This is a genomic window from Halomonas shantousis (assembly GCF_054654615.1).
Genome location: NZ_BAAIER010000002.1, coordinates 2,372,943 through 2,385,940 on the forward strand (window position 1 = coordinate 2,372,943; position 12,998 = coordinate 2,385,940).

Genomic DNA, 12,998 nt, shown 5'->3' on the forward strand with positions numbered 1-12,998 from the left:
AGCAACGCGGCCCATGCTGAAATGCCGGAGCTCTAGAGATGCAGCCAGACAGGCGTCCCAGGCCCGGCCCGCTCAAAGACCTCCAGCAGATCTTCATCGCGCAGGCGAACGCAGCCGTGCGAAGCGGCAACACCCATCGGCTCGCTGGGTGGCGTGCCATGCAGATAAATATAGCGTCGCTGGCTGTCATTCTCACCACCGCGATTCACGCTACGCTCCAGTCCGCAAAGCCACAGGATGCGCGTCAGTATCCAGTCGCGGTGAGGATTGGCCTGCGCCAACGACGCGCTGTAGATCTCGCCGGTAGGACGACGCCCGCGGAACACGCTGCCGACGGGCTGACCTGCACCAATGGCGGCCCGGACATAATGCCAGCCCAGCGGGGTCTGACCGCTGCCTTCACGCTGCCCTGCCCCCGCCGCCGCCGTCGAGATCGCATACCGGACCTGAGCTTCGCGCCCCTGCCACACGCAGAGTTGCTGCTGAGTCACATCGATTTCCAGCCAGACTCCCTGTTCGGGAGGCAACTGTCTCAGGCAGGGGGCTCGCATCGCTCACCCCGCCTGCTTGATTTCGGTAGTCGGCAAGGGAGCCGTCATACCCGCGACCACCACCGGACGCAGACGCCGGATCAGCTCGCGTACGCTGACATGCTCGCCAAAATCCTTCTCGGCGATATCGCGCAGCGCATCGAGACCGGAGAAGGTGAAAATCACCGATCCCAGCATGAAGTGCAGGCGCCAGAAACGTTCGCCATCCGGCAGGTCGGGCGTCGCACGTCGCACCAGCGCCGTGAAACGCGCAAAGACACTGCCGTAGTGCTCCTGGATATAGCGGCGCAGATGCCCTTGCGCCTGGGTATAGGCAAGCCCCAGCAGACGCATGAACACCTTCAGGCTGTTTCGCTCGGCAGGTACCTCGAGTACGCTGCGCGCCATGGTTTCCAGCAACACTTCAAGGGGAATCACACCATCGGGATGGCGGGCCTCGAGAGTGTCCAGGGCAGCATGAAAACGCTCGGTGAAGGGGTCGAGATAGCGAGCAAAGACCGCCTGAATCAACGATTTCTTCGAGCCAAAATGGTAGTTCACCGCAGCCAGATTCACCTTGGCCTTGCTGGTGATGTTGCGCAATGACGTTTCGGCAAACCCGCGCTCGGCAAAAAGCACTTCGGCAGTGTCCAGGATGCGCGTCACGGTATCGGTCTGAGCCATGGGGATGCCTCGCTTCCCAGCATAAACAGTTGTTTTAAACGCCCTTCGATTCTACGCGATCGGCGATTTTCCCTCAATGTCGCAATTAAACGCCCCCTGCTTGCCGCCGATACGCGACAGGAAGCAGTTGCAGCCGCGCAAATACTGGATACAATCCCATACTGTACGCTTGAACACTTCCAGCTCTCCACACAACTCCGCGGAGGTTGCATGTCCCGCCCGCTCACGCCGCGCCAGCAAAACGTCTATGACTTCATCGTCAAGACCATGAATGAATTCGGCTACCCCCCGACGCGGGCTGAAATCGCACGGGCACTGGGGTTTCGCTCTCCCAACGCCGCGGAAGAGCATCTGCGTGCGCTGGATCGCAAGGGCGTGATTCGCATGATTCCCGGCACTTCTCGAGGCATACGCCTGGCAGCGCCGGAAGCGGAGGCCCTCACTGCCGCCAATGATCAGGGGCTACCCATCATTGGCGAAGTCGCCGCCGGCAGCCCCATTCTCGCCGCCGCCCACATCGACCGCCACTGCCCGCTGCCTCCCGATTACTTCACGCCACGGGCCGACTACCTTCTGCGCGTGCGCGGCCTGTCGATGAAGGATGTCGGCATCTTCGATGGCGACTTGCTGGCGGTGCATCGCACCCAGCGCGTGCAGAACGGCCAGATCGTCGTGGCGCGCCTCGAGGACGATGTCACGGTCAAACGCTTCAAGCGCCAGGGACACCATGTCTGGCTAATCGCGGAAAATGCCGACTTTGCCCCCATCGAGATCGACTTGCGACACCAGCAGCTGGAAATCGAAGGCCTGGGCGTCGGCGTGATCCGTGGTGGAGACGGCAAGGGCCTGCACTGATCCGCAACGATGCGCAAGATCCTCCATGCCGATTGCGACTGCTTCTATGCCGCAGTGGAGATGCGCGATGATCCGGGCCTGCGCCATGTTCCACTGGCCATCGGAGGAAGTCCTGCGCAGCGCGGTGTGGTGGCGACATGCAACTACCCAGCCCGTGCTTTCGGCATCCATTCGGCGATGCCGACTGCCAGGGCGCTGCGTCTATGTCCCCACCTGACGCTTCTGCCCCCGGATTTCGGCAAGTACCGTAGCGTGTCCGCTCAGATCCAGGCCATCTTTCATGCTCTCACCCCCTGGGTCGAACCGCTTTCTCTGGACGAGGCCTACCTCGACGTTTCCGCCGTCACCGGCTGGCATGGCAGCGCCACCTGGATGGCGCACTGGTTGAAACAGGAAGTGCTTACCCAGACCGGCATCACCGTTTCCGTCGGCGTCGCTCCCAACAAGTTCCTGGCCAAGGTAGCCAGTGATTGGCAGAAACCCGATGGCCTGTTCGTGATCACGCCTGACAGAGTCGAGCAGTTCATCAATCAGCTCGAGGTGAAGCGACTCCATGGCGTAGGGCCCGCAACCGCTGCGAAACTGGAAAGCATGGAGATTCGCACGTGTGCGGATCTACGCCGCTGGACCCTGGAGGCCTTGAACGAGCGCTTTGGCAAGTTCGGCTACCGGCTGTTCGAACTGGCTCGCGGTATCGATGAGCGTCCCGTCAAGGTGGAGCGAGAGCGCAAGTCGGTCAGCGTGGAGACGACGTTCGCCCATGACCTTCCCGGCCTGGCTGCTTGCCGGGAGGCGCTGCATCCCCTTGTCGAGCGCTTGACAGAGCGACTGGCACGGCATGGAAACCCAGCGGCAAGCAAGCTGTTCGTCAAGGTTCGCTTTGACGATTTCACCAGCACGACGCTGGAATGCCGTGGCTTTGTTGTCGAGATGGAGGAGTTCCTGCCGCTGATGGAAAACGCCTGGCAACGCGGCAAGCGTCCCGTCAGGCTGCTCGGCGTCGGGGTAAGACTGGCGGCGCAAAGCGACACGCAGCAGTTGGGACTGTTCGATTAGGTTCTGCCGGGGCAGGCAAGCCGACCGTATTATATGACTAGCCGAGGCCGTCAGATGACTAGCCGAGATCGTCAGGAGACCAGCCATCCGGATTGGACGACGAGCGTCCACAGCCCGATGGCGATGAACATCATACTCGCGCCGAAGTGAATGCTCTTGAGCGGTAGTTTCTTGCAGAAACGATTGCCTGCCCAGAGGACGGGCGCATTGACCATCATCATGGCCAGGGTCGTTCCCACGGTTACCGCGAGCATGTCATGGAACCGTGCCCCTAGCAGCACTGTCGCCAGTTGCGTCTTGTCGCCGATCTCGGCCAGGGAAAACAGGACGAAGGACGTCAGGAAAACGCCGTGAAGGGCCGACCCGGCATCGAGGTCATCCTCGTCATCGGGACGCAACAGCCACAGCCCTATCGCCACGAAGGCAAACCCGACGACCAGCGTCAGGGTCGATTCGTCGATGACGTTGGCCAGCGAGGCACCCAACCAGGCCGAAACGCCGTGGTTGATCAGCGTAGCGCTCAGCATGCCCCAGAAGATGGGCCAGGGACGCATGAAACGAGCGGCAAGCAGCAAGACAAGCAGTTGCGTCTTGTCACCGATCTCGGCCAATCCGACGGCAAGTGCGGAAGTCAACAGGGCGTCCAACAACGGCTCCTCAGGGCTGACAATACCGCGACCAGAACATCAACCTGCCGCCAGCCCCGATGGCAGGGAGATGTCCTGGGTCTCGTCAGGCCTTTCGGCTGTTCACGCCATGGGCCGCGTAGCGAACCAAATATGTTGACGCAAACCTTTCATGGACGCCTGCCAGGAAGGAAATCGTGAATCTGGCAGATGGAAAGCGACTACTCCCCCAAAACTGCGAGCATCATACCCGCTCGGCTGGCGGCTGCCAACCGAGCCCATCGGCGGTATCACTTGGTATCGAAGTAGCGATGCGTGTCGAAAGTGGCCACCCAGTCAGGGTGATAGGCTGCCATGATGCTCAACAGCATGCCGGTGATGAACGCCTCGGAGGGCAACAGCATGGGCAGGAACAGGGCGTATTCCCGAACCTGATGATGAACCTCGGGCTCATCGCTACCCAGCCATGCAAAGGCGATGACCGTCATTCCGGTAGCCAGCAGGGACAACGCGGCACCGAAGAAGCCGCAGAGAAAGACGTAGATGAAATAATTGTCGGGCAGAAAACGATCGACGCCGCGCCATATGCCGTACGCCACCAGTGTGGGCACTGTCGCCGTCACAAGGTAGTTGATACCCAGCAACGGCCAGTCGACCTTGCCTACCAGCACCATGCCGACGTTGACGGCGGCAAGCGACAGCAGCGCCATAGGGGCGCCAAAGATCAGGGTCAACAGCGTGGCCAGTATGAGATGCAGGGTCAGCCAGTCCACTGCCTGAGCACGTAGCTGCCATAGCAGCAGAACGCTGACTGAAGCTCCGAGTAGACGATGCTGGAGCCCCCGGTTCTGCATCAGCTTTTTCCAGGGGACACGCCAGACGGCCAGCGTGAGGGAGAAGATAGCCAGCAGAGCCGCCAGTACGAGACTCCATGGCGCCAGCACGAGGGTTGAAAAGGACATGTCGTCACTCAGTCATGACACTTTGGCTTGCCCGGATGCCGCAGGCAACCAACGAAGATGTATCCAGCCTCATGCAGCGGCTGGCGCTCGGACTACGTAACCATCCGGGCGCCATTTTACTCAAGCAAAAACTACCGTCTTATTGCCGTGGATCAGGACCCGATCCTGCAGGTGCCAACGCAGCCCACGTGCAAGGACGCTCTTTTCGACATCACGACCGAAGCGCACCAGATCGTCTGCCGTGTGACAGTGGCTCACCCGATGAATGTCCTGCTCGATGATGGGCCCTGCGTCGAGCTCTTCCGTCACATAGTGACAGGTCGCGCCGATCAGCTTCACCCCTCGCTCGTAAGCTTGATGATACGGCTTCGCTCCGGCAAACGAGGGCAGAAAGCTGTGATGGATATTGATGACTTGCCCCGCGTAGCGCTGACATAGCGTCGGCGGCAGGATCTGCATGTATCGCGCCAGCACGATGGTGTCCGCCTCGGCGTTGTCGATCAGCCGCTCGACCTCGGCAAAAGCGCTGGATTTATAGTCGGTGTCGACAGGTACATGGTGATAAGGCACGCCATGCCACTCCACCAGTGAACGCATGTCGTCATGGTTGGAGATGACGCCGACGATATCGCCATCGAGTTCCCCGGCAGTCCAGCGGTACAGCAGGTCCACCAGACAATGCGAGGCCTTGGACACCAGCAGCACGATCCTCTTGCGACAGGTGGTATCGGTCAGCGCCCAGCTCATCTCGAACTCGTCGGCGATGGGCGCAAAGGCGTCGCGCACCCCCCCGGCATCCAGCCCGAGGGAGTCGGCCTGAATCTCATAGCGCATGAAGAAACGTCCAGTCGCCAGATCGGAATGCTGATTGGCTTCGGTGATCCAGCCGCCCTGACTGGCAATGAAGCCTGAAACCCGCGATACGATACCTACACGGTCAGGACAGGAAACGACCAAACGATACGAATGAGACATGCAAGCAACCGCCATAACAAAGGGTGGATGAAGAATCCGACGACAGACTGATCAGCAAATCACGTCGGACCCGCCGACAGCGAACGGCTATTGCAACCGGCAATACCGCCAAGGGGGCATGATTGTAGCGATTAGCTTGGTGTTCGTCAGTATTGCCGCCGTGCCACGCTCGAGGCTCGTCCGGCCGGTACCGGGGCTGCGTTGTGAGAGCCCGGTCACATCCCGTATAGTGTGAAGTCTTACCGCAATTCCAGGTCAGTGATGTTCCAGCCCCGCGTGCACGTCCGTATCCGTCCCCGCCCCCCTCTACGCTTCCTGCCGCTGGGAGGATGTGGCGAGATCGGCATGAATCTCAGCCTGTATGGTTACGACGGACACTGGATCGTCGTCGACTGCGGCATGATGATTCGTCAGGACTTGGCGGACACGCCCCTGCAGGTACCGAATACCGACGAACTGCCGAACCTGGGTATCGTCCCCAGCGCTATTGTGCTCACTCACGGGCATGAGGATCATCTCGGCGCCGTGGCCTGGCTATGGCCACGCTGGGGCTGTCCCATTCACGCCACGCCATTGGCTGCGGGACTGCTGCGGGCCAAGTTCGCCGAACATGGTCTGGCAACCGATGCCATTCACGTCATCACGCCAGGTGAAGCCATGGAGACCGGCCCCTTTTCGCTGCGCTTCCTGCCTCTCACCCATTCGATTCCGGAAAGCTGCGCGCTGCTCATGCTGACGCCGGATCATCGGGTACTGCACACCGGCGATTGGAAGCTCGACCCCGATCCGCTGATCGGTGATCCGGTGGATGCCGACCTGTTCCGCGCTGTCGCACCGGTGGATCTCCTGGTCGGCGACTCGACCAACGCGCTCGACCCCGGCCACTCGCGTAGCGAAGGTGAGGTCGCCCGTGCACTTCAGACCACTCTGGCGCAATGCCCGGGACGCGTCGTGGTCAGTTGTTTCGCCAGCAACCTCGCCCGCGTTCTGGCGCTCGGCCGCGCTGCCCGGCTCACCGGTCGTCGCGTCAGCCTGATGGGACGCTCCATGGAGCGTATGGTGCGCGTGGCACGCGGACTCGGCTACCTAGAGGACTTTCCCCCTCTGGTGCCGATACACGATCTGGGATACTTGCCTGCGGAGGAAATCCTGGTCATCGCCACCGGCAGTCAGGGCGAGCCACGTGCCGCATTATCGCGCCTGGCCCGAGGAAGCCACCCCCACTTCGAGCTCCATGCCGGCGACTCGGTGATCCTCTCGGCGCGCGCCATACCGGGCAACGAGATAATGATCGAGCGGCTTCAGAATGGCCTGAAGCGTCTTGGGGTCACGATCTACGACGAACGCAACCATCCGGAGCTCCACGCCTCCGGACATCCCGCGCAGGATGAGTTGCGAACGTTCTATCAATGGGTAAAGCCCACCTATCTGCTGCCGGTCCATGGTGAGCGGCCCCACCAGCAGGCCCACCAGCAGCTGGCCGAAGCCGAAGGCATTCAGGTGCCGCTGATTCCTCGAAACGGTGATCTGATTCGCTTTGACCGGGAGGGACTGGCCCTGGAAAGACACTATTCATTGATTCCCCGGATCATCGACCAGAATACCGTCAGACCACTGGAGGGGTTGGGCAGGAACCGCCCCACCGCCTACCGACGCGGCGGCACCCTTGCACTGACTCTACCGGTGCGGCGCATGGATGGCGGATGGACACGCATCGGCCGTCTGCTCTGGGATGCCAGCGCCGAGACCCCGCTCGACGATGTGGCATTTGCCGACTGGCTGGATGAAACGCTTGCGGCGCTGGATGCCGAGGACGTGGCCGAGGTTCGCCAGCAACTCCACTCGCCGCTGGTTCAATGGCTCGACCAGCATCTGCGTCATCTTCCCGATATCCACCTGCATGTCATGCCGGCATGACATGCGTCTAACGAGCGGATGACACTTTCACGCCGCTGTCGTGATATCTCGTGACCATAAAAAAAACGGATCCTGCGATCCGTTTTTTTATCTCCAGCCCCTTCACTCGTTACGCTCGCCTTTGGGCGGACGACCGCGACGCTTACGCGGCTGCTCTCCCATCAGATCGTTCAGCGACAGGCCGGCATCGTTGATGGCTTCTCGAATTTCGGCAAGCTTGCGCTCTTTCATGGCGCTTTCTGCCTGACGCTGCTGCTCCTCCTGCTGCTTCTGCTCGATAACCTCGCCGATGACTTCAGCGAGCTTATGCAACTGCTCCATGCTCAGTTGACGAGCTGCTGCGCGCGCTACATTCTTGTTCCGAGCAATGCGCTCGAGAGAGTCGGTGGACATTGTCCTCCTCCATGCCGAGGTCACGATTCAGTACCACTGCGATTTGTTGTAAAAAGTATATGCCCCGCATGCTTTTTAGCAAGAAATGTCAGTTGAGAAAGGGCAACATTTTTCTGTTTTAGTCCTCTGAGAGAGTCGGGACCCAAGCCATAAAGATATCCGCTTTGCCTACCCTCCCGTCATGTTCATGAAACGAACCACTTGAACATCGCCGTCCGTCGTAAAATGATGTCGCTCCGGCTTGAGGGCCATTGCCGCGATAATCCGCTCTTTCAAACGCTCGATATCGCCTGGATAACGACGCAGAACTTCTCGCAAGTCAACCGAGTGCTCATTACCGAGACAAAGCAATAATCGCCCTTCAACGGTTACCCGAACCCGGTTGCACGTGGCGCAGAAGTTATGGCTATGCGGGGAGATAAACCCGACACGCGAATCGCTGTCACTCATCCGAAAATAGCGCGACGGTCCCAAAGTCGACTCGGTAGTCGGCAGCAGCGGATAACGCTGCTCGATACGCGCCTGCACCTCGTCGCTGGAGCAATATGTCTCGTCACGCGAATGGTCGGAAACGTCCCCCAGCGGCATTTCCTCGATAAAGCTGATATCGAGCCGCTCCTTTCTGGCAAACTCGACGAGATCCAGCACTTCATCATCGTTACGCCCCCTGAGGACGACCGCGTTGAGCTTGATACGCTCGAAACCGGCTTCGCGAGCGGCACGAATCCCCTCTATGACCCGGTTCAGATCCCCGGTGCGCGTCAATCGTCGAAACCGCTCGGGGTCGAGTGAATCCAGACTCACGTTGAGGCGCGACAGCCCCCCAGCCTTGAGCGCCCCGGCATGCTTGACCAGGCCAGCGCCATTGGTGGTCATGCCGAAATCCTTGAGACCCGGCAAGGTCCCGATATCTTCCACCAACTCGTCGATACCTCGACGCACCAGCGGCTCACCGCCGGTCAATCGAATCTTCTCCACGCCCAGTTCGACAAAGGCACGCGCCACCAGCTTCAGTTCTTCCAGCGTCAGCACCTGGGCCCGCGGAAGAAAGGTCATGTCTTCGCTCATGCAATACACACAGCGGAAATCGCAGCGATCCGTTACCGAAATCCGCACATACCGAACCGTACGCTGGAAATTGTCCACCAGCTCAGTCATATCTCCTCCCAGCGGTGTGCATCCCGGTGATCGCTGTCACGCTCGGATACCCAATAGTCCCCGCTTGTCGTGTGTTCCTTCTTCCAGAAAGGTGCGCGCGTCTTGAGGTGATCCATCACGAAGTCGCAGGCCTCGAAAGCGGCGCGGCGATGGGCGCTACCGACCACGACGAGCACGATGGGATCACCTGGCTCGAGCCTTCCGACTCGATGAATGATGCGTATGTCCGCAAGTGGCCAGCGGTCCATGGCCTGCTCGGCGATCACCGTCAACGATTGTTCGGTCATACCCGGATAATGCTCGAGCGTCAGTGCCTGGACGTCGGGACGTTCGTTGAAATCACGCACCATGCCGGTAAAGCTGACCACGGCACCGATGTCCGAGCGATGCGCACTCATGGCCCGCTGCTCCTGCGCCACATCGAACGGGGCTTCCTGCACACGTATCATCATGAATCAGCCTCCTGTCACGGGCGGAAAGAATGCCACCTCATCTCCATCGGTGAGCAGGCTGGCGTCGGTCGCCATGACCTGATTGACGGCACAAAGCACACGCGACTCATCGAGAATGGCGAACGACTCATCCCGGGAGACAAGTGCCCTCTTCAATCCGGCAATGTCATTTCCCGCAATCGTTTCGAGAGGAATATCGACCTCTGACATATGAACCCGTTCCCGCAGCTCGGCGAGAAACTTGACGTGTACCCGCGGCATGTCGAGCAGCGAATCCTGGGCACTAGCGATCACGGGCGCGCCGTGCTCGACGGCATCCTCCTGGCGATGCCAATCGCCCGACTTTCCGCCCAGCTTGCGCTCCAGACGGATATCGGTGATCTGCATTCCCTTGTCGACCGCCTTGCACATGTCATACAGCGTGAGGCACGCCACCGACACCGCCGTCAGCGCCTCCATCTCGACGCCAGTGCGCCCACTGAGGCGACAGCGTGCCTCGACATCGATCCAGGCGTTCTCCTCGTCCAGTTGGAAATCGACACTGACCTTGGAAAGCATCAAGGCATGACATAGCGGAATCAGCTCATGGGTACGCTTGGCCGCCTGAATACCGGCGATACGTGCCGTGGCCAGGACATCGCCTTTCGGCAGGCCGCCCTCGGCGAGCAGCGCCAGAGTTTCCGGCAGCATGCGAACACGACCGCGAGCAATGGCTTCGCGTTGGGTTTCGGGCTTGTCCGCGACATCCACCATGTGGGCTTCGCCGCGGGCGTTGAGATGGGACAGGCTCATATCAAGTCACCAAAGGGTTGAATCGTCACGGGTATCCCGACGCCGATCTCGGCGTGTTCGGGAGCAATCTCGATCAGGCAGTTGGCTGTAACCATCGAACTCAGCATCCCCGAGCCCTGTGGCCCGGTGGTCCGCACCCAAAGCCGGCCATCCTCTCCCATGGAGTAAACGCCCCGCTGATAGTCGGTGCGTCCTTCACGGCTGTGCAACGGTTCGGCCGCCAGCGCGCAAAGACGAGCCGGCTGCCACTGCGCCTCCCCCTGCAAGCGGCGAAGCAACGGCTGGACGAACTGCAGGAACGTCACCATGACCGCGACGGGGTTGCCCGGAAGACCGAAGAACGGCAACCGCCCCGCCCCGGCGCCGAGCCAGCCGAACGCCAGCGGGCGTCCGGGGCGCATCGCGATACGCCAGAAGCCGAGTTCACCGTGGACCTGCTGCAGCGCCGGCTTGATCCAGTCGGCCTGCCCCACCGAGACGCCACCGCTGGACAGCACCATATCGGCGGCATCACTGGCATGCGATAGCGCCTGAGCGATGGCCCTGGCGTCGTCGCGCAGGATACCCATATCCAGCACGTCACAATCCAGCCGGTTCAGAAGGCCCTTCAGGGTAAAGCGATTGGCGTCGTAGATCCCCGCAGCCGTCAGGGGCTCACCGGGTGCGCTCACCTCATCACCGGTCGAGAAGATGGCAACGCGGAGCCGTCGATGAACGTTCACCTGCGCCAGCCCCAGAGAAGCGACCAGCCCCAGATGCTGCGGCCGAATGCGGGTTCCCCGCGTTAACGCCAGCGTCCCTCTGGCCAGGTCCTCTCCGGCCCGGCGGACGTTCTGGCCCTTCTGTACCCTATCGGGCTGCAGGACCCTGACGCGAGATTCTTCGCAAGCCAGCTGCTCGCGCATGATGACCGTGTCGGCGCCTTCGGGTAAGGGCGCGCCGGTCGTGATCACAACCGCTTCGCCGCCGCCCAGCGTGCCGGCAAAATGTTCTCCGGCCAGGACCTCCCCGGCTAGGTGCCAGTGCTCCGGCGGCGTATCGGGCCAGGCGACGGCGATGCCATCCATGGCGGCATTGGTGTTCTGCGGCACATTGAGCGGTGAGATCAGATCCTCGCTCAGCACCCGGCCGAGCAGGTCGGTCAGCGCAACAGGCTCCGCCGGGACGGCCTCGGGCGCCATGGACAGCAGGGCCGACAGTGCCTCGCTCACACTGAGCTGGCGATCTTGCAGGTCGGAACAGGAAAGTTTCACGTCGCCGGCTCCGCCGAGGAAATGCTGCGCGGACCGCAGCGCATCCGTGCCCAACGTGCCGGCCACGCCGCCACCCAGTCGGCCAACGCATCATGATCGTCAAGATCCAGACACTCCACCCCGGACGGGATCGCGGCCTCACCCTGCACGGCAATGGCCCGTACCCAGGGATCCTCTTGCGCCAGTAAGGGCTGGCCCAACGCCACACGGTGCAGCTCAAGCTTGGGGATCGGCCACTCCTTGAAGCCTTCGACCAGAATCAGCGCGGGCGAAAGCGGCTCGACCTGGGCGATAAGCTGCGCGAGGTCGGCTTCCTCCTGCCCCGGCGTCTCCATCATCAGCGCAAAGCGTTGACGTGATGCCACCAGAATGGGTGCCGCCCCCGCCGTACGCAGGCGGTGACTATCCTTGCCCGGCTGGTCGACGTCGAAGCGGTGATGGGCATGCTTGATGACCGCCGCCTGCACACCGCGCTCGGCCAGACGAGGCAGCAGCGATTCCAGCAACGTTGTCTTGCCCGTCCCACTCCAGGCGGCAATACCCAGTAGTGGCGTACTCAGAGATTCGAGCAGCAGTGCCATGAAGAACGATAAATCCTTGTCAGAATACGAAAGGCTTGTGTGAAGAATAACTGCCCTAGTATTGCATCGAATGCCGCCCGACCCCAGCCGATTCATGGAAACGGCTGGGACCAGGCAGCAGGGAGATGCCTCGCCTGGACATCCAGGCGCATGCGGACTTAACGCTGTTCACGCATGGCATGTTCCAATGCGTCGCGCTCGGCGGGTGAGTTGAGATTGACGAAAGCGTGCGGCGCATCCGAAAAGTCGACATGGCACCAGGCGTGGCGCGCATAGAAACGGTCTATCTTGCGCTCCCCTTCTGCCAAGGCCCGACCAAGATCGTCTCGCAGTTCGGTGCGCAACAAGGCCACGACGGGATGTGCACGCTGCCCGTCATGGGCCACGGCAATCGAATGGCCGTTCACACCGCGTCGCAGGCGTTCGACGAGATCCTCGGGCAAGGCAGGGGAGTCGCAGGGCACGATCAACGTCCATGGCGTCTCGACTGCCCACATGCCGCTCCAGATGCCCATCAACGGGCCCTGATATCCCGAGTCGCGATCGCTGATCACCGGATAGCCCAGTTGTCGGTAGGTCTCCAGCGAGCGGTTGGCATTGATGAGCACGGCTCCCACCTGGTCTTCGAGACGAGCCAGCACATGGCGGATCAGCGGCTGCCCCAGCAATGGCTCCCAGCCCTTGTCGCGACCGCCCATGCGACGCCCTTCGCCCCCCGCCAGGATCACCGCAGTGATATCGTCTGCTCGCATGCTCGGCTCCTC

At 61.2% G+C, this 12,998-nt stretch carries 15 protein-coding genes; 3 read left to right on the forward strand and 12 right to left on the reverse strand.

The window, feature by feature from the left end:
• Positions 1–32: 32 nt before the first annotated feature.
• Together ACYQ12_RS11380 and ACYQ12_RS11385 are read right to left on the reverse strand one after the other, a co-directional pair.
• A complete protein-coding gene (locus ACYQ12_RS11380) occupies positions 33–551 on the reverse strand; it encodes a L,D-transpeptidase family protein (protein ID WP_459871647.1) in 519 nt (172 codons plus the stop codon).
• Positions 552–554: 3 nt separating this feature from the next.
• Entirely contained in the window at positions 555–1,214 is a 660-nt protein-coding gene (locus tag ACYQ12_RS11385; protein ID WP_459871650.1) for a TetR/AcrR family transcriptional regulator, read from the reverse strand.
• A 210-nt stretch (positions 1,215–1,424) separates the two neighbouring features.
• Here ACYQ12_RS11385 and lexA point away from each other — a divergent pair, with 210 nt between their 5' ends.
• Both lexA and dinB read left to right on the forward strand, forming a co-directional pair.
• Positions 1,425–2,069, forward strand: coding sequence for a transcriptional repressor LexA (gene lexA / locus ACYQ12_RS11390; protein ID WP_459871653.1), 645 nt, complete (start codon positions 1,425–1,427; stop codon positions 2,067–2,069).
• 9 nt (positions 2,070–2,078) lie between these two features.
• A complete protein-coding gene (gene dinB / locus ACYQ12_RS11395; protein WP_459871656.1) occupies positions 2,079–3,125 on the forward strand; it encodes a DNA polymerase IV in 1,047 nt (348 codons plus the stop codon).
• Positions 3,126–3,196: 71 nt separating this feature from the next.
• Here the strand turns inward: dinB and ACYQ12_RS11400 are convergent, their stop codons facing one another.
• The 3 genes from ACYQ12_RS11400 to purU all read right to left on the reverse strand — a co-directional run bounded on the left by ACYQ12_RS11400 (position 3,197) and on the right by purU (position 5,688).
• Complete coding sequence (locus ACYQ12_RS11400; protein ID WP_459871659.1) at positions 3,197–3,772, reverse strand: TMEM165/GDT1 family protein; 576 nt, start codon at positions 3,770–3,772, stop codon at positions 3,197–3,199.
• A gap of 269 nt (positions 3,773–4,041) precedes the next feature.
• A complete protein-coding gene (locus tag ACYQ12_RS11405; protein WP_459871662.1) occupies positions 4,042–4,713 on the reverse strand; it encodes an energy-coupling factor ABC transporter permease in 672 nt (223 codons plus the stop codon).
• Positions 4,714–4,833: 120 nt separating this feature from the next.
• Positions 4,834–5,688 carry a formyltetrahydrofolate deformylase gene (purU, locus tag ACYQ12_RS11410; RefSeq protein WP_459871665.1) on the reverse strand — a complete coding sequence of 285 codons (855 nt, stop codon included), beginning with the start codon at positions 5,686–5,688 and terminating at the stop codon, positions 4,834–4,836.
• Positions 5,689–6,033: 345 nt separating this feature from the next.
• Between purU and ACYQ12_RS11415 the strand changes: the two genes are divergently transcribed.
• Positions 6,034–7,605, forward strand: a complete 1,572-nt coding sequence (locus ACYQ12_RS11415) for a ribonuclease J (RefSeq protein WP_459874507.1) — start codon at positions 6,034–6,036, stop codon at positions 7,603–7,605.
• Positions 7,606–7,707: 102 nt separating this feature from the next.
• Here ACYQ12_RS11415 and ACYQ12_RS11420 read toward each other — a convergent pair whose 3' ends face one another.
• The 7 genes from ACYQ12_RS11420 to mobA all read right to left on the reverse strand — a co-directional run bounded on the left by ACYQ12_RS11420 (position 7,708) and on the right by mobA (position 12,986).
• Positions 7,708–7,998, reverse strand: a complete 291-nt coding sequence (locus ACYQ12_RS11420) for an H-NS family histone-like protein (protein WP_459871668.1) — start codon at positions 7,996–7,998, stop codon at positions 7,708–7,710.
• Positions 7,999–8,166: 168 nt separating this feature from the next.
• Positions 8,167–9,156, reverse strand: a complete 990-nt coding sequence (gene moaA, locus ACYQ12_RS11425; RefSeq protein ID WP_459871671.1) for a GTP 3',8-cyclase MoaA — start codon at positions 9,154–9,156, stop codon at positions 8,167–8,169.
• Positions 9,153–9,605 (reverse strand): molybdopterin synthase catalytic subunit MoaE, encoded by a 453-nt coding sequence (gene moaE, locus ACYQ12_RS11430; protein WP_459874508.1) that lies wholly within the window; start codon positions 9,603–9,605, stop codon positions 9,153–9,155. The genes moaA and moaE overlap by 4 nt, the downstream gene beginning before the upstream one ends.
• 6 nt (positions 9,606–9,611) lie before the next feature.
• Positions 9,612–10,400: a cyclic pyranopterin monophosphate synthase MoaC gene (gene moaC, locus ACYQ12_RS11435; protein ID WP_459871673.1), complete on the reverse strand. Its 789-nt coding sequence runs from the start codon at positions 10,398–10,400 to the stop codon at positions 9,612–9,614.
• On the reverse strand, positions 10,397–11,653 hold the full coding sequence (locus ACYQ12_RS11440; protein ID WP_459871675.1) for a bifunctional molybdopterin-guanine dinucleotide biosynthesis adaptor protein MobB/molybdopterin molybdotransferase MoeA: 1,257 nt from the start codon (positions 11,651–11,653) through the stop codon (positions 10,397–10,399). The genes moaC and ACYQ12_RS11440 overlap by 4 nt, the downstream gene beginning before the upstream one ends.
• The gene (gene mobB, locus ACYQ12_RS11445; protein WP_459871678.1) at positions 11,650–12,234 is read right to left on the reverse strand and encodes a molybdopterin-guanine dinucleotide biosynthesis protein B; all 585 of its coding nucleotides are present in this window, start codon (positions 12,232–12,234) and stop codon (positions 11,650–11,652) included. The genes ACYQ12_RS11440 and mobB overlap by 4 nt, the downstream gene beginning before the upstream one ends.
• A gap of 158 nt (positions 12,235–12,392) precedes the next feature.
• Entirely contained in the window at positions 12,393–12,986 is a 594-nt protein-coding gene (gene mobA / locus ACYQ12_RS11450) for a molybdenum cofactor guanylyltransferase MobA (protein ID WP_459871681.1), read from the reverse strand.
• Positions 12,987–12,998 lie beyond the last annotated feature (12 nt).